The sequence below is a fragment of the Gemmatimonadales bacterium genome (genome assembly GCA_019637315.1).
Classification (GTDB): Bacteria; Gemmatimonadota; Gemmatimonadetes; order Gemmatimonadales; family GWC2-71-9; genus SHZU01.
On sequence record JAHBVU010000002.1, the window covers coordinates 322,033 to 341,426 of the forward strand.

At 65.9% G+C, this 19,394-nt stretch carries 21 protein-coding genes; 2 read left to right on the forward strand and 19 right to left on the reverse strand.

What is annotated here, in order from left to right:
• Positions 1-90: 90 nt before the first annotated feature.
• A complete protein-coding gene (locus KF785_03420) occupies positions 91-1,113 on the forward strand; it encodes an LLM class flavin-dependent oxidoreductase (protein ID MBX3145791.1) in 1,023 nt (340 codons plus the stop codon).
• Between the two features lie 45 nt (positions 1,114-1,158).
• On the opposite strand, the gene KF785_03425 is transcribed toward KF785_03420, so the two are convergent.
• From KF785_03425 to KF785_03460, 8 genes are read right to left on the reverse strand one after another with little or no spacing between them, the layout of a single operon-like run.
• A complete protein-coding gene (locus KF785_03425) occupies positions 1,159-1,938 on the reverse strand; it encodes a hypothetical protein (GenBank protein MBX3145792.1) in 780 nt (259 codons plus the stop codon).
• Positions 1,939-1,952: 14 nt separating this feature from the next.
• On the reverse strand, positions 1,953-2,576 hold the full coding sequence (locus KF785_03430; GenBank protein ID MBX3145793.1) for a hypothetical protein: 624 nt from the start codon (positions 2,574-2,576) through the stop codon (positions 1,953-1,955).
• Positions 2,570-3,277 carry a ribonuclease PH gene (gene rph / locus KF785_03435; protein MBX3145794.1) on the reverse strand — a complete coding sequence of 236 codons (708 nt, stop codon included), beginning with the start codon at positions 3,275-3,277 and terminating at the stop codon, positions 2,570-2,572. The genes KF785_03430 and rph overlap by 7 nt, the downstream gene beginning before the upstream one ends.
• Positions 3,267-3,755: an adenylyltransferase/cytidyltransferase family protein gene (locus KF785_03440; GenBank protein ID MBX3145795.1), complete on the reverse strand. Its 489-nt coding sequence runs from the start codon at positions 3,753-3,755 to the stop codon at positions 3,267-3,269. The genes rph and KF785_03440 overlap by 11 nt, the downstream gene beginning before the upstream one ends.
• A complete protein-coding gene (locus tag KF785_03445; GenBank protein MBX3145796.1) occupies positions 3,752-4,114 on the reverse strand; it encodes a hypothetical protein in 363 nt (120 codons plus the stop codon). The genes KF785_03440 and KF785_03445 overlap by 4 nt, the downstream gene beginning before the upstream one ends.
• Complete coding sequence (locus tag KF785_03450; GenBank protein MBX3145797.1) at positions 4,108-4,611, reverse strand: hypothetical protein; 504 nt, start codon at positions 4,609-4,611, stop codon at positions 4,108-4,110. The genes KF785_03445 and KF785_03450 overlap by 7 nt, the downstream gene beginning before the upstream one ends.
• A complete protein-coding gene (locus KF785_03455; protein ID MBX3145798.1) occupies positions 4,577-5,269 on the reverse strand; it encodes a hypothetical protein in 693 nt (230 codons plus the stop codon). Before KF785_03455 ends, KF785_03450 begins: the two co-directional genes overlap by 35 nt.
• Positions 5,270-5,323: 54 nt before the next feature.
• Positions 5,324-5,755 (reverse strand): acyl-CoA thioesterase, encoded by a 432-nt coding sequence (locus KF785_03460; protein ID MBX3145799.1) that lies wholly within the window; start codon positions 5,753-5,755, stop codon positions 5,324-5,326.
• Between the two features lie 29 nt (positions 5,756-5,784).
• Here KF785_03460 and KF785_03465 point away from each other — a divergent pair, with 29 nt between their 5' ends.
• On the forward strand, positions 5,785-6,576 hold the full coding sequence (locus KF785_03465; protein MBX3145800.1) for a UDP-2,3-diacylglucosamine diphosphatase: 792 nt from the start codon (positions 5,785-5,787) through the stop codon (positions 6,574-6,576).
• On the opposite strand, the gene KF785_03470 is transcribed toward KF785_03465, so the two are convergent.
• Genes KF785_03470 through nusA form a run of 11 tightly spaced genes read right to left on the reverse strand, consistent with a single transcriptional unit; the run spans position 6,546 to position 19,294 of the window.
• Positions 6,546-7,082: a hypothetical protein gene (locus KF785_03470; protein MBX3145801.1), complete on the reverse strand. Its 537-nt coding sequence runs from the start codon at positions 7,080-7,082 to the stop codon at positions 6,546-6,548. The two genes, KF785_03465 and KF785_03470, sit on opposite strands and share 31 nt — an antisense overlap.
• A gap of 13 nt (positions 7,083-7,095) precedes the next feature.
• Entirely contained in the window at positions 7,096-7,479 is a 384-nt protein-coding gene (locus KF785_03475; protein ID MBX3145802.1) for a RidA family protein, read from the reverse strand.
• A gap of 32 nt (positions 7,480-7,511) precedes the next feature.
• Positions 7,512-9,251, reverse strand: coding sequence for a formate--tetrahydrofolate ligase (locus KF785_03480; GenBank protein MBX3145803.1), 1,740 nt, complete (start codon positions 9,249-9,251; stop codon positions 7,512-7,514).
• On the reverse strand, positions 9,196-9,993 hold the full coding sequence (locus KF785_03485; protein MBX3145804.1) for a TatD family hydrolase: 798 nt from the start codon (positions 9,991-9,993) through the stop codon (positions 9,196-9,198). The genes KF785_03480 and KF785_03485 overlap by 56 nt, the downstream gene beginning before the upstream one ends.
• Before the next feature lie 7 nt (positions 9,994-10,000).
• Entirely contained in the window at positions 10,001-12,592 is a 2,592-nt protein-coding gene (gene secD, locus KF785_03490; GenBank protein ID MBX3145805.1) for a protein translocase subunit SecD, read from the reverse strand.
• Positions 12,593-12,627: 35 nt separating this feature from the next.
• Entirely contained in the window at positions 12,628-13,551 is a 924-nt protein-coding gene (locus KF785_03495; GenBank protein MBX3145806.1) for a bifunctional riboflavin kinase/FAD synthetase, read from the reverse strand.
• Positions 13,548-14,375, reverse strand: coding sequence for a tRNA pseudouridine(55) synthase TruB (truB, locus tag KF785_03500; protein MBX3145807.1), 828 nt, complete (start codon positions 14,373-14,375; stop codon positions 13,548-13,550). The genes KF785_03495 and truB overlap by 4 nt, the downstream gene beginning before the upstream one ends.
• Before the next feature lie 14 nt (positions 14,376-14,389).
• The gene (gene rbfA, locus KF785_03505; protein MBX3145808.1) at positions 14,390-14,761 is read right to left on the reverse strand and encodes a 30S ribosome-binding factor RbfA; all 372 of its coding nucleotides are present in this window, start codon (positions 14,759-14,761) and stop codon (positions 14,390-14,392) included.
• A gap of 4 nt (positions 14,762-14,765) precedes the next feature.
• The gene (gene infB / locus KF785_03510; GenBank protein MBX3145809.1) at positions 14,766-17,657 is read right to left on the reverse strand and encodes a translation initiation factor IF-2; all 2,892 of its coding nucleotides are present in this window, start codon (positions 17,655-17,657) and stop codon (positions 14,766-14,768) included.
• Positions 17,658-17,975 carry a ribosomal L7Ae/L30e/S12e/Gadd45 family protein gene (locus tag KF785_03515; GenBank protein MBX3145810.1) on the reverse strand — a complete coding sequence of 106 codons (318 nt, stop codon included), beginning with the start codon at positions 17,973-17,975 and terminating at the stop codon, positions 17,658-17,660.
• Complete coding sequence (nusA, locus tag KF785_03520) at positions 17,972-19,294, reverse strand: transcription termination factor NusA (protein ID MBX3145811.1); 1,323 nt, start codon at positions 19,292-19,294, stop codon at positions 17,972-17,974. The genes KF785_03515 and nusA overlap by 4 nt, the downstream gene beginning before the upstream one ends.
• Between the last annotated feature and the right edge of the window lie 100 nt (positions 19,295-19,394).

Genomic DNA, 19,394 nt, shown 5'->3' on the forward strand with positions numbered 1-19,394 from the left:
CAATCGTGGCGAGTGCGGTCTGCTCGTATATTGCGCTATGGCTTCCATCAATCGCAGGGTCGGCGTGCGATGCTTCGGCGCGGTCGGCCCGTGAAATCGATCGGCTTCCTTTCCTTCGGCCATTGGTCCTCCACGCCCCACTCCGAGACCCGGACTGCCTCTGACGCGCTGGTACAATCGATCGACCTCGCCGTCGCGGCCGAGGAGTTGGGCGCGGACGGGGCCTACTTTCGGGTGCATCACTTTGCCCGGCAGCTGGCCTCGCCGTTTCCGCTGCTTGCGGCCATCGGTGCCAAGACGCGCCGGATCGAGATCGGGACAGCGGTGATCGACATGCGCTACGAGAACCCGATGTACATGGCCGAGAGCGCGGGCGCTGCCGATCTCATTGCCGGGGGTCGACTCCAGCTGGGCATCAGCCGCGGATCGCCGGAGCAGGTCATCGACGGATGGCGCTACTTTGGCTACGAGCCGGCCCACGGGGAGACGGACGCCGAGATGGCACGGCGGCATGCGGAGGAACTGCTCGACCTGCTTCGCGGCGAGGGATTTGCCCGTCCCAACCCGCGCCCGATGTTCCCGAACCCTCCGGGGTTGCTGCGCATCGAGCCTCATTCGGAGGGGCTGCGGGACCGGATCTGGTGGGGCGCCGCCTCAAACGCCACGGCGGTCTGGGCCGCGACGCTCGGCATGAATCTGCAGAGTTCCACCCTCAAAGACGATGAAGGCGGGCAGCCGTTCCACGTCCAGCAGGCGACCCAGATCCGTGCCTATCGCGAGGCGTGGCGGGCGGCAGGCCACACCCGCACACCTCGGGTGTCGGTGAGTCGCAGCATCTTTCCGCTCGTGGACGACCGTGATCGCGCCTACTTCGGAACCGGAAGCCAGACCGAGGACCAGATCGGCGTCATCGACGCGACCACCCGAGCGATCTTCGGGCGCCAGTACGCGGGGGTGCCCGAGGCGCTGATTGAGCAATTGGCCAAAGACGAAGCCATTGCCGAAGCCGACACGCTGCTCCTGACCGTGCCGAACCAGTTGGGCGTCGACTACAACGTCCACTTCATCGAGGCGATCCTGGGACAAGTCGCTCCGGCGCTCGGCTGGCGTTGAGCGCCGGGATGCTCCCGTGATCCCGTCGAATTGGGCCGTGCTGCGTCAGGCTCCCCGCACCGCATCGGCGGCCGCCTTGCCAGCCGCCTGCAGGAACCCCATCTCGGTCGAGATGCTCACCAGGCGCATGCCACGGCGAGCCCAGTCGGCGCTGAGCGCCACGTCGTTGGTGTGGATCGCGGGAAGCGCGCCATGCGCCCGGCAGGCTTCGATGGTGCGCTCGATCGCCTGCTCCAGCACAGGATCGCGCATCCGCCCGGGCACCCCGAGCGCGATGGCCAGGTCGTTCGGCCCGATCAGCGCGGCGTCGACGCCAGGCACGCTCAGGATCTCATCGAGCCCCTCCACGGCCTCGCGTGTTTCGATCTGCACGATCACGAAGGTCTCGCGGTTGGCGGCCACCATCGTCTCCACCACGTCGGCGGCCCGAAAGTTGGTGTGGGCGCGCCCCATGGCGCTGCCGCGCCGGCCCTCCGGCGGATACTTGGCAATCGCCACCGCAGCTCGGACCTCCTCCGCCGAGGTAATGCGCGGAAGCATGATGCCCTGCGCACCGGCATCGAGGGCCTGCGCAATCTGCTCGTAGGTCAATACAGGCACCCGGACGATCGGGGTGACCTCCACCAGCCGCGCAATCCGCGACAGCTCCGCGATCGACTCGGTGGTAAAGGTCCCGTGCTCGTTGTCGATCAGGACCCAATCGAAACCGGCATTGGCCAGGGCCTGCATCACCGATGGTTGACGGATCTCAGCCAGCATGGTGCCGACCGCCACAGGCGCCGAGGCCAAGCGGCGCCGAAGGCGATTCTCTGGAATGATGGACACAGGTCGTCGATTGGTTAAAGTGGGCGGGATGTCAGCGCTTGCAGCAGCGCGCGAAACGCATTGCCGCGATGACTGACGCGGTCCTTGTCACCATCGCTTGCTTCGCCGAAGGTGAGACCGAGATCGTCACTCAGAAAGTAGGGATCGTACCCGAAGCCGTTATCACCGCGCGCCTCCTCGGTGATCGACCCGTAGCAGTTTCCCTCGAATACTTCCGGAATCGACGACGGACTGCGATACAGGACGAGGACGCAACGATAGCGGGCCCGCCGCCGGGTCTCCGTCGCGCCGGCAAGCCTGCGCAGCAGCATGGTATTGTTGGCAGCGTCGATCTCGGCTGCGGATCCAGCAGTCTGGGCCCAACGCTTTGACCGGACGCCGGGCTCGCCGCCCAGGCTCAGCACTTCGAGGCCGCTGTCGTCTGCCACGGTCGGCAGCCGAGTCCGCTTGACGAAGAACTCGGCCTTGGCTCGCGCGTTGCCCTGGAAGGAGTCGTGCAGCTCGAGCAGCTCTTCTGCCTCGGTTTCCCAAGCGTTGACCTGATCAGGGAAGACGACTTCGAACGGCGCGTCCGCGAGCAATCGTCGCACCTCGCGCTGCTTGCCGGCACTCCGGGTAGCGACCAGCAGCTTTACCATCCCAATGCCTTTCGCTGGGCCGCGAAGAGCTCCGCCAAGCCCGCGTCGGCCAAGTCGAGCATTCGATCGAGCTGCGCCCGCGAGAAGACTCCCTGCTCTCCGGTACCCTGAACCTCGACGAGGTCGGAAGGTGCGCGCATCACGACGTTGGCATCGACCTCGGCATCCTTGTCTTCGGTGTAGGCAAGGTCGAGACAGACTTCCCCACCGACGACGCCTACCGACACCGCGGCCACCAGCTGTCCGAATGGCGATGGCTTACCGGTGCGTTCCGCCAGCCAGCTGCAGGCATCCGCCAGCGCCACCGATGCTCCGGTAATGCTCGCGGTGCGAGTCCCGCCGTCGGCCTGCAAAACATCGCAGTCGATCTTGATGGTGTACTCGCCGAAATCCCAGCGTCCCATCCCGGCACGCAGCGAACGGCCGATCAATCGCTGGATCTCCTGGCTCCGGCCGCCCGGCCCGTTGCGTTCACGATTGGTGCGCTCGCTCGTGGCACGCGGCAGCATGGCGTACTCGGCAGTGACCCAGCCCTGCCCTGAGCCCTTCTTGAACGGCGGAACCCCGACTTCCACCGATGCCGTGCAGTGGATCAGCGTACCGCCGAAACGAACGAGGCAGGACCCTTCGGCATACGGGTTGGCATTTCGCTCCAGCACGACGGGCCGAAGCTGGCTTACGGATCGGCCGTCAGGACGCATGACGAATTCTCTCCACCAGTGAGGTCGTTGATCGATCAGGAGTCAAGGGAATCAACTCGACACGTCCGCCCCGGGCCTCGACGGCCTCCGCACCGACGACCATCTCACGGGTGTAGTCGCCGCCCTTGACCAGGATATCGGGCGCCAGCGCGTCGATCAGGGCCGAGGGTGTCAACTCCTCGAAAACCACGACCCGATCCACCGCAGTGAGGGCGGCAAGCAGACGGGCTCGCTCCACGGCGCCGACGAACGGACGACCGGGACCCTTGCCCAGGGCGGCGGCCGACCCATCGCTGTTGACGCCCACGATGAGGGACCCGCCGAGTGCGCGGGCAGCTTCGAGGTAGTCGACATGTCCTGCATGCAGCAGATCGAAGACGCCGTTGGTAAAGACGACCGGCGTCGGCGCCTGATGCCGCCAGCGGATCGCATCGTCGAGAGACAGGACCTTGTCCGCCGTGGCGCGTGCCGTCGTCACAGTCGCTGGTCGACCGATGGTTTGAATGAGATGGTTCGGTGTATGAACGGCAGCTCGACCCGCTCTTCATAACTGGTCGAGATCGAGATCGCGTTCGGGTGCTCGGTCCGCACCACCCGAAAGCGCAGCGGCGTGCCGGGGATCGACAACTCCAACGCATCGCCCTGCAGCTGCGAGACGATCTGCGCATCAGTGGTCATGTTGGCGAAGCGCGCCGCCGTTTTCATTCGGTCACGCAGTTCGTAATAGCGCCACCAGACCTGGCCCAGATTGAGGCCATAGTAGACGACCACGGCGACGACGAGCAGCGAGAACAAACACCCCGTCGTGCTGACCCCGCGGCGACCGGTCGCTACCATTGGGACTGCGCCCCGTCGACGATATCGGTGATGAGCCGTTCGATGGCACGGCGGCGTCCGTCGATTTCATTGTTGGTGTAGTCGCCTTCGACGGACAGACCGTTTCGTTCCCAGAGCACCTTGTTGTTCTGCTGGTCGAGGATCTGGACGTTGATCACGATCTGCACTTTGCGGCGGCTGACCTCGACCCGCTGATTCTGGTCGCCCGAGAAGGCGATCGGGATGTCGGGGTCGTAGCGTTGGATCGTTCCGCGCACGATGGCATCGGCCTGCGCTTCGCCGGCGGGCCGCAGACCGAGCCGACCCTGAACCGCTTCGCGAACGGCGCGATTGATCTCGTTGGTGAGGGTCGGTTCCGGCGTCAGATTGTCGAACGGAAGCACCGCGACCGTCTTGATGCCGGGCGGAAAGCCAGTGCCCCCGCCGAACCCGTAGAGGCATCCGCCCAGGCCAACGGCCAGACTAAGGCTGAGGAGGAGTCCAGGTATCCGGATCAAAGGACGTCGCCTTCTGAATCGACGAAAACGTGATATCCAACCGTGCCGGTGCATCGGGTACAATCAGGCGGGCGGAAACCGGCTGCCCGTCAGGCCCGAAAACCGTCTCGACGGTACCCACTTGTCGCCCGCCCTCTCGAACCTGGGCAATCAGCCTGTCGGGGGTTCCCGCCATCCAAACATAGTCGAGGGTATCGGGCCCCCGATGGTACCGCCAGGCAATCAGCTCAGGATCGGCCGACCGGAGTACGGCCGCCCCGTTGGCCGGCGCCCGCACCACCCCAAGCAGGGCCCAGAAGAGCGGATAGTTCGGCACCAGGCGCTTGACGTCGTCTTCCGGCTGCGCCCACACGGCAGTATCACCGGCCACCAGAGCTGCAGCGCGTCCGGTGCCAAGCGGCCCCTGAACATCGAGCCGCGCCGAGTCGGGTACGGCCAGCCGAATCCGCCCGCGCCCGCCTGCGGCGCCCTTGTCGTCCCGGAACTGCCAGCGGAACCGAATGTCGCGGGCACCATCCGGCAAGGTCGAGCGCGCCCACTCGGCCGCCGCCCCGGCTTCGCCAGGCACGAAGCCACTCGGTTTGGGGAGACGGATCTGCCCGGCGCCGCCACATCCGGTGGCTAGCCCGATCAGGCCAAGGATGAGGACCGGCCGCATGGGCATCATGATAGCGGAACGTGCCGGGTTTGTCATTGCAGCAACGACGCCAAGCTAGAGGCGCACCGGGTCGGCCGAGACGGGCAGCCGCTCGGCGACCTCGGCAGGCAGCCGGCTCCACTTGAAGCGGGCATCGAGCACCAGCATGCTGGTTTCACCCGTCGCAAGCAGTTCGCCGGTCTCGGCTCGTTCGACGGCGTATCCGAAGACGATCCGCCGTGAGGCAAGATCCCTGACCCAGCAACGAATTCGCACCACGTCGTCGTAGCGGGCCGGTTGCCGGTACCGGATCCGCGCCTCGCCAACGGCGAGCCGGAAGCCGCGCGCTTCCAGGTCCGCGTAGGTGGTCCCGGTCTGTCGCAGGTGCTCGGTCCGCGCCCGATCGAACCAAATCAGATAACAGGCGTGGTACACCACCCCCATTTGGTCCGTCTCGCTATAGTTGACGCGCAGATCGATGGCTGAAATCGCCCCCGTCGCTTCCATGCGTTCCTCGATGGCCGTATCTTCGGCCGATGCTCGGTACCCAGCTCGTCGTGGTGTCGGACGTGCACCTCGGGGCGTCGCCCGCAGCCACCGACCTGGCCTTCCTTGACTTCCTGGATCAGGTCCCGTCTCTCGGCGACTGCCTCCTGATCAACGGCGACCTTTTCGACTTCTGGTTTTCCTACCGTCGGGTCATTCCCCGGCGCAACTTTGCGATCACCGCCGCCCTGGCCGTGCTGGCCCGCCGGATGCCGATCCTGATGACCGGCGGCAACCACGACCGTTGGGGCGACTCGTTCTGGGAACGTGACGCGGGGATCCGGTACGCAGCCGATCGAGTCAGCTTTGCCGCGGCCGGACGTTCAGTGACCGCCGTGCACGGCGACGGCCTCACCGAGGTTCATCGGACCTCTGCGATCATGCACCGGATTACCCGCCACCGACTCACCAGCTGGCTCTATCGGATCATCCACCCTGACCTCGGCATCTGGCTGGTCGACCGGATGAGTCGTCATCTGGCGGACTCGACCCGCGATCCAGCTGTGTTGGATCATGCGCAGGAACAGCAGGTGGCCTGGGCGCGTGACCACCTCCAGCGCCACCCCGACGTCGGCGTGCTGGTGATGTCACATACTCATCGCACCGCAGCAATCGAGATGTTCCCGGGACGCTGGTACCTGAATCCTGGCGCGTGGGTGGACGGGCAGCACTTCGCGGTCGTCGACGGATCCGGTGTGACGCTCCATCAGTATGACCGCTCCCTCCCTGCTGCCGGACGGCCCCACCTGCCTCAGGGCCAGCGGAACGGCACGGAGGCCTGAAACCCAATCCCGCCTGCCGGCATCGGCACGGCGCGCAGGCGAAGATCTTCAGGGAAGTCGTGCAACTGACTGCCCACGAACGCCTCGATCCCCGAAAAGAGGTGATTGAAGCCGAGCAGAATGAGCCAGTCCTGCCGCTGGCTACGCTTGCTGACGATTCGGGCGCTGTCGGCCCCGACCCGTTCGAGGTACTTGAGCTCGCGAATCGTCTTGACCGTCATCCCGACGGCCAGGCCTTCGACGGTAATGAAGAGTGCTCCGGTCAGCTTCCGGTCGAGCCGCGCCTGGGACCAGCCAGGCACGGCCAGCGACATGAAGAACGCTTTGAGCGGCTTGATCGGGCGGGCCAGGTAGGACAACGTATCGGCGGATGCCGGCAGCTGCGCTGACGCCCCCTGAACCAGCAACGACTCGCCCGAGGGCGGCGGCCCGGCAAGCGGGGCCTGCCCCGCTCCGCCCGCCGCCGCGCCCAGAACGAGCGCCAGGCTCAGCCAGATACTGCGCAAGACGACAATCCGTTCAGCGAAGGGCGATGCACTCGATTTCAACGCGAACGCCCTTCGGAAGACCGGCCGCCTGCACCGTCGAGCGGGCCGGACGGTGGCTGCCGAAGTGCTCCGCGTAGATCTCGTTGACAACGCCGAACTCAGCCATGTCGGCCAGGAAGACGGTCGTCTTGACGACCCGGCTGAAATCCGTACCGGCCGCTTTGAGGACCGCGGCAAGGTTGGCAAAGACCTGGCGCGCTTGCGGACCGACCTCGCCGGAGACGACTTCCATCGTGACCGGGTCGAGTGCAATCTGCCCGGCCGTGAATACCAGGTTGCCGACCGCGGTTGCCTGCGAGTACGGACCAATCGCCTTGGGGGCCGCGTCGGTCGCGATGATATCGATGTTCGACATGCTCATCCTCGAAAAATGGAGTTCCATCCCGCCTAGAACAGACCTTCGATCCGACCATCGGCGTGAACCCGAATGGCCTCAGCCGATGGCGTCTTCGACAAACCGGGCATCGTCATGATCTCCCCGGCAAGGGCCACCACAAAACCGGCGCCCGCCGAAGGATAGACGTCCCGGATCGTAATCCGAAATCCCGAAGGGCGGCCGAGCCGGGTCGGGTCGTCGGAAAACGAGTACTGCGTCTTGGCAATACAGATCGGCGTATTGCCGAGTCCCATGCTTTCGCACTGCGCAATATTCCGCTCCGCGGCGGCCAGGTAGTCGACCCCATCGGCGCCGTAGATTTCCCGCGCAATGGCCTCGATCTTGGCCTTGATCGGCTGCGCCGCATCGTAAATCGGCTGGAAGGCCGCCTGGCCTTCGACCAGCGTTTCCAGCACCGCCTGCGCCACGGCCTCGCCGCCGGCACCGCCGGCCGCCCAAACATCCGAGAGCGCCGCCCGGACGCCCCAGCGGGCGGCCGCGTCGAGAACGCACTGGATCTCTTCCTGCGAGTCACTGGTAAACCGGTTGAGCGCCACGACGACGGGAAGGCCGAACTTGGCCAGGTTCGCGGCATGCGCTTCGAGATTGACGAGCCCCCGCTCGAGAGCCGCAACGTCTGGCGTTCCCAGGCTGTCCTTCTTGACGCCGCCGTGCATCTTGAGCGCCCGAATCGTGGCCACGACGACGGCCGCCTCCGGCGTGAGGCCGCCCAGCCGGCACTTGATATCGAGGAACTTCTCGGCGCCCAGGTCGGCCCCAAAGCCCGCCTCGGTCAGCACGATGTCGGCCAGAGACAAACCCAGCCGAGTCGCCGCCAGCGAATTGCAGCCGTGGGCGATATTGCCGAACGGGCCGCCATGCACCAGCGCAGGGCCCCCCTCCAGGGTCTGTACCAGATTGGGCAGGATTGCGTCCTTGAGCAGCAACGTCATGGCGCCCGAGGCCTTGAGATCGGCTGCAGTAACCGGCCTCTTGTCGCGGGTCAGACCCACGACAATCCGGCCGAGCCGCGCCTCGAGGTCCTGCAGGTCGGTTGCCAGGCAGAGCACGGCCATCACTTCACTGCCTGGCACGATCACGAACCGATCTTCCCGGGTCGGACCGCCGTTCAAGCCGCCCATCCCGACCACGATCTGCCGAAGCGCACGATCGTTCATGTCGATGGTGCGCGGCCAGCTGATCCGCCGCGAATCGATGCCCAGGGCGTTGCCATGGTGGATATGGTTATCCAGCATCGCCGAGAGCAGGTTGTGCGCCGAGGTGATGGCGTGGAAGTCGCCCGTGAAGTGCAGGTTGATCTCGTCCATCGGAACGACCTGCGCATACCCGCCGCCGGCGGCGCCGCCTTTGACCCCGAAGATGGGGCCGAGTGACGGCTCCCGAATGCAGACCATGACCTTCTTTCCGAGCCGCCGGAGCGCCTGGCTGACGCCGACGGTCACCGTCGACTTGCCCTCGCCCGCCGGTGTCGGGTTGATCCCGGTTACCAGCACCAGCTTGCCCCGGGGTGACCGGGCGCGAATCGCCTCGGCGCTGATCTTGGCCTTGTATTTCCCGTACGGAATGATCTCATCCGCTGCAAGTCCGACCTCTGCGGCGACGTCAGCGATCGGACGCAGGGTGGCGGCTTGAGCGATGGCGATGTCTGACGGAACAATGGACACGGGACACACCTTACGCGATACGGTTTGAGACAGGGCCAACCCGGGAACCGAAGACGGCAGCGGCATTGGCGGAAGTCCGGACGGCAATCTCCTCGAACGACAGACCGACGATCTGGGCCAGCTTCCGGGCCGTGGCGGCGACGTAGGCGGGCTCGTTGCGCTTGCCGCGGAAAGGCACCGGCGCCAGGTAGGGCGCATCCGTCTCGACCAGCAGACGATCCTCGGGTACCTCACGAACGGCGTCGTCCTGCTGCCACGACTTGAACGTGATCATGCCGCTCCACGAGATATAGTGCCCAAGCCGAACGGCGCTGCGCAAGAGGCCGATGCCACTGGAGAACGAGTGCATCACCGCCACAACACCAGGATGGTTGCGCAGAATGGCAATCATGTCCTCGTCGGCCTCGCGGGCGTGGATGACCACCGGCTTGCCTGCCTGAGTCGCAAGCTCAAGCTGCGCATCGAGCGCCGCGAGCTGATCAGTCCTGGGCGAATGATCGTAGTGGTAGTCGAGGCCCATTTCTCCGGCTGCCACGACGAGCGGGTCAGTCAGGGCATCTGCCAGCCACCGTGCCAGCTCGGCAGACCATCGGGTGGCCTGGTGCGGATGCAAGCCAGCCGTTGCAGACAGCGCCGAGTCGGCCTCGGCAAGGGCACGGGCGCGGGCCGCAGCCTCCGGCGTCTCGCCGATGACGATCGCATGGCCAACCCCCGCATCCCTCATTCGCACCACCACCTCGCCAACCTCGGACGCGAATCCGGGGTCGGCGAGGTGGCAATGAGTGTCGACCAGCGACGCGGCTACCAACCCGGGGTCACCCGGTCGGCTGCGCCTTCGCCGATGCCGCCACGCGCTTGACCGCGGAGGCGGCCACCCCGGCGGCCGGCGGCCACTTGGTCTGGATCCAGAGCAGAATCGGCGCGGCAATGAAGATCGACGAGAAGGTCGCCAGCAGGATGCCGAAGAACAGTACCAGCGAGAACGGCCGGATCACGTCGGTGCCGAAGATCGACAGCGCAATCAAGGTGCCCAGGGTCGTGACACCGGTCAGCACCGTGCGAGGCAGCGTCTCGTTGACGGAGCGATTGAGCAGATCGATGAAATTCATCTGGCGACGATCGCGCAGATTCTCGCGGATTCGGTCGAAGATGACGATCGTGTCGTTGAGCGAGAGACCCAGCACGGTCAGCAGCGCGGCGACCACGACGAGACTGACCTCGAGCTTGAGCAGCGCGATAAAGGCAATGGTAACGCCGATATCGTGGACGGTGGCCACGACCGCCGCGAGGCCAAAGCGCCAGTCGAAGCGATACGCCAGATAGGCAAGCACGGCAAAGAACGAAAAGAAGATGGCCATGAAGGCCTTCTGCTGGAGCTCTCCACCGACCTTCGGTCCGACAGCCTCGGTTCGCTCGACCGAGAAGTTGCCGGCACCTACGATCTTGGTCAGCGCCTGCGCAATCGCGGCGCCTGCCTGCTGCGTATCATCGGCGTCGGTCGTATTGTCACCGACCCGGACCCGAACCACGAACTCGTTGGAGGCACCGAAGGTCTGGATCTCCGCTCCCGAAAATCCTTCGGCCTCGAGGCCCCCGCGAAGCGCATCGACCGTGATGGCCTCGCTGGCCTTGACGTGCATCAGTGTGCCACCGGTAAACTCGACGCTGTAGTTGATGCCGCGAGCGACAATCGCCACCGCACCGAGCGTCAGAATCGCAGCCGTGACGATATAGGCATAGCGGCGGTTCTCGATGAACTTGTACGCCGCGTTCTTGAAGGCACGGTAGGTGCCAACCGACAGTGTCGTCATGTCCGGACGCCGCTTGAGCCAGGCCAGGAAGAACGTCCGGGTCACGAAGATCGCCGTGATCATCGAGGCAAAGACACCAATAATCAGCGTCACGGCAAAACCCTGCACCGGTCCGGTTCCGAACTGGAACAGGAAGAGCGCAGTCAGCACGGTCGTGAGGTTGGAGTCGATGATGGCCGGCAAGGCGTTCTTGAAGCCCTCGTCGACCGAGAGACGAACCGTCTTCCCGTCCGCCAACTCTTCGCGAATCCGCTCGAAGATCAGCACGTTGGCATCGACCGCCATCGCGATGGCGAGGACGAAGCCCGCCAGACCCGGCAACGTCAGCGTCGCCTCGAATGCCGCCAGCGCTGCGAATGTCATCAGCGTGTAGATGATCAACGCACCGATGGCGATGACACCGCTCCAGGCATAGTACAGAATCATCATCAGGATCACGAAGATCACGCCGATGATACCGGCAATGATGCCGCCCCGAATCGCGTCCGCGCCGAGACTCGGACCGACCTGGCGCTCCTCGACGATCTTGAGCGGGGTCGGCAGCGCACCGGCCCGGAGCGTCAGCGCCAGGTCCTGCGCCTCCTGCAGCGAGCGGCCGCCCAGCTGAATCCGCCCTTGCCGCTCGATCCGACTCTGAATCACCGGGGGACGACCCTGGACCTCGTTGTCCAGAATGATCGCCATGTAATCCCCGACATGCCGGGCGGTTTCCTGGCCAAACCGTCGCCCGCCCTGGCGGTCGAGCTCGAAATTGACCTCCGCGCCATTGGTCAGCGGATCCAGCTGCGCAATCGCATTGACGAGGTGGGTTCCGGTAATGATCGGGCGCTCATCGAGCGCGTACAGCAGTCGGAACTGCTCAACCCCGGCGGAAATCGGCGCGTTGGACCACTTGAAGTCGATGCCGCGCGGCCAGAGGCGGCGGACCTCAGGCCGGCGCAACAGGCTGTCCACCTGACGGTAGGCGCCTTCGCGAACCACATATTCGCCGGGCACCTGGGGAAGGCCGACGGCCGACGACGGCTGAATCAGCGAGGCGAAGATGCCGTTGGTGATCACGCTGTCGGATTCGGCCTCCTTGGCCGAATCCGCACCGAGCAGGTCCTGCACCGCGGATGGGCGGGCCGGCGTGGCGCCGACCGACGCCGTCACCCCGAGGTCGCGCAAGGTCCGATCCATGATGCCGATCGAGCGCTCGAGCGCCTGGGTCTTGTCGGTGATCTTGAACTCGAGGAACGCGCTCCGCTGCACCACCGCCTTGGCGCGATCGGGATCCGTCACACCCGGCAGCTCGACCACGATCCGCTCGGCGCCGACAGTCTGGATGATCGGCTCCAAGACTCCGAACTCGTCGATCCGCTTGCGAAGCACCGTCAGCGCAAGCTGAATGTCCCCGGCCGGATCACTGGATACCCGGTTCGACTGATCGAGCTCGAGGCCCAGGTGCATCCCGCCCTGAAGATCGAGTCCAAGATTGACGATCGTCCCCTGATGCGTCGGCGTAGTCGTCTTCCGCTTGTTGTTCCAGAGGAAGAAGCCGGACGCGAGGATCAGAATCGCGATGACGATGAATCGGTTACGTAAGTTCGTGAACATCGTTCCCACACCGCGTGTCAACGGGTGACACTTCGTTAGAGGTTCGCGCGCCCCTCGAGCGTGGCCCGCGCGTTGGCACGATCCTGCTCGAGCTGATCCCGTAGCGCGGCCAGCGAATCAAAGCGCCGGATCGCTCGGAGCGGAGCGACCCATTCGATCCGGATCTCCCGCCCGTATAAATCACCGTCGAAATCGAAGAGATGCACTTCCAGCCACCGAGTGGCGTCTCCGACCGTCGGACGGGTACCCTGGTTCATCATTCCACCTGCCGTACCACCACCCCACTCCACCCGCACCGCGTAGACGCCGTCCGGCGGCAGCAGCTTTCCGACCGGCGTCGACAGATTGGCCGTCGGGATCCCAAGCGTGCGACCCCGCCGCTGCCCTGGCACCACCCGCCCGGACACCCGGTACGGCCGACCCAGCCCTGCGGCCGCGGCCGCGAAGTCGCCGGCGACCACGGCATCACGAATCACGCTGCTCGACACCAGGTGGCCTCGACTTCCCGCCACGGGGGCAACGACTCGCAGCGCGAATCCGCCATCCGTAGCAAGCGATTCGAGCATGACCCGATCGCCGGCCCGCCGCCGCCCGAACCCGTGGTCGTGGCCCACCACCAGTTCGACCATCTGGCACCGCGCCTGCAGCACGTCGCGGACGAACTGCTCCGGATCGAGCGCGGCCAGGGCCTGATCGAAGCGGAGCACGACCTGGTAGTCGATGCTCGTCTCGGCGAGCGCGGCGCTGCGCTCATCAGCCGTCGTGAGCCGCCCCGGCGCGGCACCGGGCCGCAGCACGGCCAGCGGATGCGGCTCGAACGTCACCAGCACCGCAGGTCGGTCCGCCTGACGTGCCCGGCGAACCAGCTCCTCGATCACCGCCTGGTGACCGAGATGAACCCCATCGAAGGTCCCCACGGTTACCGCAGCACCGCGCGGAAATCCGGGCAAATCGTTCATGCCGGGAACACCGTAATCGGCTGCCAAACCCCATCACGGGCTTCCGCAATTGCAACCAGCTGTTCGCCGGCCACCAGCGCGGTTGGACCGGCTCCGAACCCGCCCGGCACCCGCTGCCCGTGGCGGACCCGGGTCACAGCATCCGGGGCGAGTTCGACCCTCGGCAAATGCTCGATCAGCGCCAGCGGGGGTATCACCGCCTCGGCCGTCAGATCGCGGAGCGGAGTCGCCCGGGCCAGCGCGAACCTGCCCACCGATTCCCTCCGCAGGGCCGTCAGGTGAGCACCGGTGCCGAGTTGCATCCCGAGATCCCGCGCCAGGGCCCGAATGTAGGTGCCTGCGCTGACCGTCACCCGAAAGCTGAGCAGTGGCGGCCGATAACTCAGCAGCGTCAACTCGTGCACCGTAACCGGCACCGCCGCCAGTTCCAGTCGACCACCCCGCCGCGCCACGGCGTGACTGCGAACGCCGCCAACCTGCTTGGCCGAGTACGCGGGCGGCCGCTGTTCGCCCGGGCCGGTCAATCGCGCCAACACCTCTCCGACCTGTCCTTGACTCGGCCAGGGACCGGTGACGGCAACGCCGAGCGGTTCCCCCGTCCAATCGTCGCTGTCTGTCGCGAACCCCAGCCGGGCCTCGGCCCAGTAGGTCTTGGTCGCACCCTCGAGGTGCCGAGCCAGCCGGGTCGCCGATCCCAGCACCAGGACGAGAAGCCCGGTCGCAAACGGATCCAGGGTGCCGGTGTGCCCCACCGCACGGGTACCCAGTCGCTTCCTGACCGTCGCGACCACATCGTGGGATGTGATCCCGGCCGGCTTGTCCACCAGAAGCCCTCCGTTCAGGACTCGGTCTCCTCGCGCCGGAGATCGGCCAGGATCTGATCGATCCGCGCCGCATGCTCCCGGCCCCGGTCAACCTGAAACTGCAGGTCCGGGGTAATCCGGGTATCGAGCGCGTGCGCCACCTTGGTGCGCAGAAAGCCGGCGGCCCGCTCCAGCCCTTCGAGCTCGGCCTTCTGCTCCTCTCCCTCGCCACTCAGCGTCACGAAGATCCGGGCGACCGACAGATCGGGCGTGACTTCGACCCGTGTGACCGTCGCCGAACGGACCCGCGGATCCCGGACCTCGTGGATCAGGGCCTCCGCCACGATCTGACGCACCACCTCAGCCACCTGATCCGGGCGGCGGCGATTGCCCGAGCGGCCGGCCATGGGATCAGGTCTCCGCCCCGGCGCTCGCGGCGAGGGTCCGCTTCACTTCCTCGACCCGGAACGCCTCGATCCGATCGCCCACCTTGAGATCGTTGAAGTTTTCGATGGCGATACCGCACTCGAACCCTTCCTTGACCTCGCGGACGTCTTCTTTGAACCGCTTCAGGCTGCCGAACGTGCCGGTGTAGACCACCGAGCCATCGCGCACCACGCGAGCCTTGGCAGTCCGGGCAATGACGCCCGACCGCACCGCACAACCGGCAATGGTGCCGACCCGGGAGACTTTGAACGTCTCGAGCACCTCGGCCTCGCCCAGGACGATTTCCTTCTCTTCCGGCTTGAGCAGGCCTTCGAGGGCTTTGCGAACGTCCTCGACAGCCTCGTAGATGATCCGGTAGGTGCGAATATCGACGTGCTCCCGCTCCGCCGCGGCCCTCGCGTTGGCGTCGGGACGAACGTGGAAGCCGATGATGATCGCGCCGGAACTGCTGGCCAGCAGCACATCGCTCTCGGTAATGGCACCGACACCGCGATGCACGACCTCGACTCGCACTTCACTGTTGGACAGATGCGAGATCGCGTCGGCCAGCGCTTCGGCCGGACCGCCCTGGTCGGCCTTGATGATGATGGGCAGTTGGGTGACCCGGCCGGCCTGAAGCTGCCGGCTGATGTCCTCGAGCGATCCACCCCGCTGGCTGCGCCGATTCTGCGCTTCCCGCTCGAGCCGCTGTCGCTTCTGCGCGATGTCACGCGCTTCGACCGCATCGACGATACTGATGAAGCTGTCGCCGGCCGCCGGCACACCCTCGAATCCGAGCACGCGCACCGGAATCGACGGACCAGCTTGCTTGACCGCTTTGCCGCGTTCGTCCGTCATGGCGCGGACGCGCCCGGAGAACTTGCCGCAGATGAAGTTGTCGCCCACCCGAAGCGTGCCCCGCTGAACCAGCACGGTCGCCAACGGGCCCTTGCCCGGATCGAGCGTCGCCTCGAGCACCGTACCCGACGCCTCCGAGTCCGGATTGGCCTTAAGGTCGAGAATCTCGGTCTGCAGCAGAATCTGCTCCAGCAGATGGTCGATCCCGGTGCCTTTCTTGGCCGAGATCTCGGCTGAAAGCACGTTGCCGCCAAACTCTTCCAGCACGACCTGATGCTGCAGCAAGTCCTGCTTGACCTTGGGGATATTGGCCGCCGGCAGGTCGACCTTGTTGATCGCGACGATGATGGGCACACCGGCATTCTTGGCGTGACTGATCGCCTCGATCGTCTGCGGCATCACCTGGTCGTCGGCTGCGATGACGAGCACCACGATGTCGGTGACCTGCGCACCGCGGGCGCGCATGGCGGTAAAGGCCTGGTGACCCGGTGTGTCGAGGAAGGTGATTTCCTTGCCCGACGGCAGCGAGACATGGTAGGCGCCGATGTGCTGGGTGATCCCGCCCGCTTCACCCGCGACCACGTTCGCTTTGCGCAGGTAGTCGAGCAACGAGGTCTTACCATGGTCGACGTGACCCATGATCGTGACCACCGGCGAGCGCGGCTGGAGCAGCTCCGGCGCCTCTTCCGGCGCCTCGCTGCCCAGTTCGGCCGCGTACTCCTCTTCCCGCATGGCCTCGAACCCGAACTCCGACGCGATCAGTTCGATCTGATCGAAGTCGAGCCGCTGGTTCACGGTGACCATCATGCCCATCTCTTTGAAGGCAAACTGGACGATCTGCGTCGCCGGCACCTTCATCAGCTCGGCCAGTTCGGCCACCGAGATGAACTCGTTGACCCGAATCCGGGTCTTTTCCCGCTCCCGCTCCTCGGCGCTTCGGCTGGCGAGCATGTCGCGGTAGCTGGGCTCGTCGGAGCGGCGCTTGCGCGGACCGCCCTTCATGCCCTGGAGCGTCTTCAGGATGTTGGCTTGCACCTGATCCTGATCGACATAGCTCTTCCGCCCCCGCTTGGCCTTCTTCCGACCACCCTGCGCCGAACGGGACGGCGCATCGGGACCGAAGTTCCGCGCCGGGGCCCCCGGCGCACCACCCGGACCTGCCGGACGTCCGGGCGGGCCGCCGGGACGCTGGCCACCCCTGGGCGGCCCACCGGGACGCTGCGGTCCGCCTGGCCGGTTGAAGGTACCTCCCGGACGCCCGGGACCACCGGGGCGCTGCCCCCCGCCAAAACCGCCGCGCTCGCCCGACGGGGCGCCACCACGGTTCGGGGCACCCGAGGTGCTGCTGAAAACCGGGCGAGGACCGGCCGGACCGCGCTGAACCCGCGGAGGTACGAAAGTTCGACGCGCCGGCGGGCCGCCTTCACCACCTGAGGTAACCGAAGGCGGCAACACCGTCCGCGGCGGAATCGGGGGCAACGGCGGGGGCGGCGGGGCCACAGCCTTGGGCGGGGGCGGTGGAGGCTCGTCGACCGGCTCCGGTTCAGCCTCTGGCTCCGGTGCGGGCGGCAGGTCTTTGAACAAAGCGCGGGCCCGTTCATCCAGCGTCGGCATCGGCGCGGAGGGCTGCGGCTCGGGGCGCTCGAACACGACGGGCTTCTCGCGCTCGAACGTCGCTGATTCGGCCGCGACCTTCTCGGCCTCAGCCTGCGCAGCGGCTTCGGACTCGGCCACTTCGGCCGCGGTCCGGCGACGCTTGGCGGTCGGGGCCGCGGGAGCAGGCGCCGCCGGGGCTGCACTCGCTTTGGTGGTTCGGCGCCGCGTCTTTTTGGGCTCCTCGGCGGTAGCCTGCTTGCGCTTTTCGCGCTCCCAGCGGAGCCGGATAGCAGCTACCTGCGCATCGTCGAGCGGGTGCAACGGCCCCCGGACGACGACATGCATGTCTTTGAGCACCGACATCAGCTGCTCTGTCGGGACTCCGAATTCCGTCGCGAGATCTTGGACTTTCGTCTTGACCACTCAGGCCTCCATCGCATCCTGCGCTCCGGCAAGACGGATCAGTCCGTCTGCCAGCGCAGGATCACGTACACCCACCACCATCACCGGGGGCTTGCCCAGCCGGGCCCCCAACTCCTGCGCCGTCGGGCCGGGGATCTGCGGCACCCCGCGCGCGGTCGCCAGCCGCGACGCCTTTTCCAGCGCCCGCTGACTCGCATCACTTGCCACGACGATACAGCGGCACTCGCCCTCCTGAAGCGCGCGCCGCACCGCTTCGACTCCGATCACCACATGGCCCGCCCGGAGTCCCAGCCCCAGCAGACCGATCAGTCCGGTCATTCGCTCTTGACTGCGTCCTCGCCCGCGTCGTCGGCCGTCAGGTCCGCCAGGAAGGCAAGCAGCTCTTCCGCCGCCGCAGGCGTCATACCCTCGATCGAGGCGATGTCATCACGCTCGAGATCCAGAATGTCGTTGAGGGTCCGATATCCACCCCGATCGAGCGCGCCAAGTACTTCCGGCGAGAGCCCCTTGAGCTCGGCCAGCTGAACTTGCGACGCCCGATCTTCTGGCAAGGGCGCCAGCGCGAACAGCGGGCCTTCACCACCGCGCTCCACCCACTCGCGACTCGAATACAGATCGATCTTCCAGCCGGTCAACTCGGACGCCAGCCGCACGTTCTGCCCGTTCTTGCCGATGGCGAGCGAGAGTTGATCCTCGTCGACCACGGCCTGAATGGTCTTGGTTTCCGGATCGGAAAAGACCTTCGCCACCCGCGCAGGCGCAAGCGAAAGCCGCGCAAACCGCTCCGGATCCGGCGACCACGGGACGATGTCGATCCGCTCACCCGAGAGCTCGTTGACGACCGCCTGGACCCGGGAGCCCTTGAGACCGACACAGGCCCCGACCGGATCGATGGCGTCATCGCGGGAGATCACTGCCACCTTGGTACGGCTGCCGACCTCACGCGCAATCGCCCTGATCTCGACGATCTGCTGAGCAATTTCCGGCACTTCGAGCCGGAACAGCGCCGCGACAAACGACGGATCGGCGCGCGACAATACCAACCGGGGGCCCTTGGGCGTTTCTTCGAGCCGCTTGAGCACGGCCCGAATGGTGTCGCCCTGGTGGAAATGTTCCCGGTGATTCTGCTCCCGATACGGGATGATGGCCTCAGCCTCTTTGAACTTGGCCAGCATCAACACGATCTTGCCACGCTCGACCTGCTGCACCTCACCTGACAGAAGCTCGCCGACCTTGTCGCCGAACTCCTCGCGAATCTTGCTGCGCTCGCCTTCCCTGACCCGCTGGATGATGCGCTGCTTCGCAGCCTGCACGGCCAAGCGGCCGAAGTCGCTGAACGGCACATCCTCTTCGAGCACGTCGCCGACCTGGAAATCCTCGTCCTCGTAGCGCGCCTCGTCGATGGAGACTTGCGAACTCGGATCGTCGACTTCCTCGACCACGGTGCGCAGCCGCGCCACCCGGATCACACCCTGCAACTCGTCGACGTTCATCTCGAACTTGACGTTCGGGCCGTATTTGCGAACCAGCGCTGCGTGAATGCCGTCGCGAAGCAGATCGAGCAAATCCGCTCGATCCAGTTGCTTCGCATTGGTCAGCTCACGAAACGCTGCCAGCATCTCGGTGGAACCCGCCATCGACATTCCCCCACTTCGGAGGCCCACGGTTGAGCACGAGTCTCCGACGAGACTCGCGACGCTACGGTACCAGAATCGTTTCGAGGACGACCGCGGATGG

Coding starts and splice junctions, on each gene's coding strand:
- KF785_03475 (MBX3145802.1), bottom strand. CDS start 7,479: ATGTCGAACATCGATATCATCGCGACCGACGCGGCCCCCAAGGCGATT.
- KF785_03515 (MBX3145810.1), bottom strand. CDS start 17,975: ATGACCGGACTGATCGGTCTGCTGGGGCTGGGACTCCGGGCGGGCCAT.
- KF785_03465 (MBX3145800.1), top strand. CDS start 5,785: ATGCTCGGTACCCAGCTCGTCGTGGTGTCGGACGTGCACCTCGGGGCG.
- KF785_03430 (MBX3145793.1), bottom strand. CDS start 2,576: ATGGTAAAGCTGCTGGTCGCTACCCGGAGTGCCGGCAAGCAGCGCGAG.
- KF785_03480 (MBX3145803.1), bottom strand. CDS start 9,251: ATGCCGCTGCCGTCTTCGGTTCCCGGGTTGGCCCTGTCTCAAACCGTA.
- secD (MBX3145805.1), bottom strand. CDS start 12,592: ATGTTCACGAACTTACGTAACCGATTCATCGTCATCGCGATTCTGATC.
- KF785_03495 (MBX3145806.1), bottom strand. CDS start 13,551: ATGAACGATTTGCCCGGATTTCCGCGCGGTGCTGCGGTAACCGTGGGG.
- KF785_03460 (MBX3145799.1), bottom strand. CDS start 5,755: ATGGAAGCGACGGGGGCGATTTCAGCCATCGATCTGCGCGTCAACTAT.
- nusA (MBX3145811.1), bottom strand. CDS start 19,294: ATGGCGGGTTCCACCGAGATGCTGGCAGCGTTTCGTGAGCTGACCAAT.
- rph (MBX3145794.1), bottom strand. CDS start 3,277: ATGCGTCCTGACGGCCGATCCGTAAGCCAGCTTCGGCCCGTCGTGCTG.
- KF785_03455 (MBX3145798.1), bottom strand. CDS start 5,269: ATGCGGCCGGTCCTCATCCTTGGCCTGATCGGGCTAGCCACCGGATGT.
- KF785_03445 (MBX3145796.1), bottom strand. CDS start 4,114: ATGGTAGCGACCGGTCGCCGCGGGGTCAGCACGACGGGGTGTTTGTTC.
- rbfA (MBX3145808.1), bottom strand. CDS start 14,761: ATGGCCGGCCGCTCGGGCAATCGCCGCCGCCCGGATCAGGTGGCTGAG.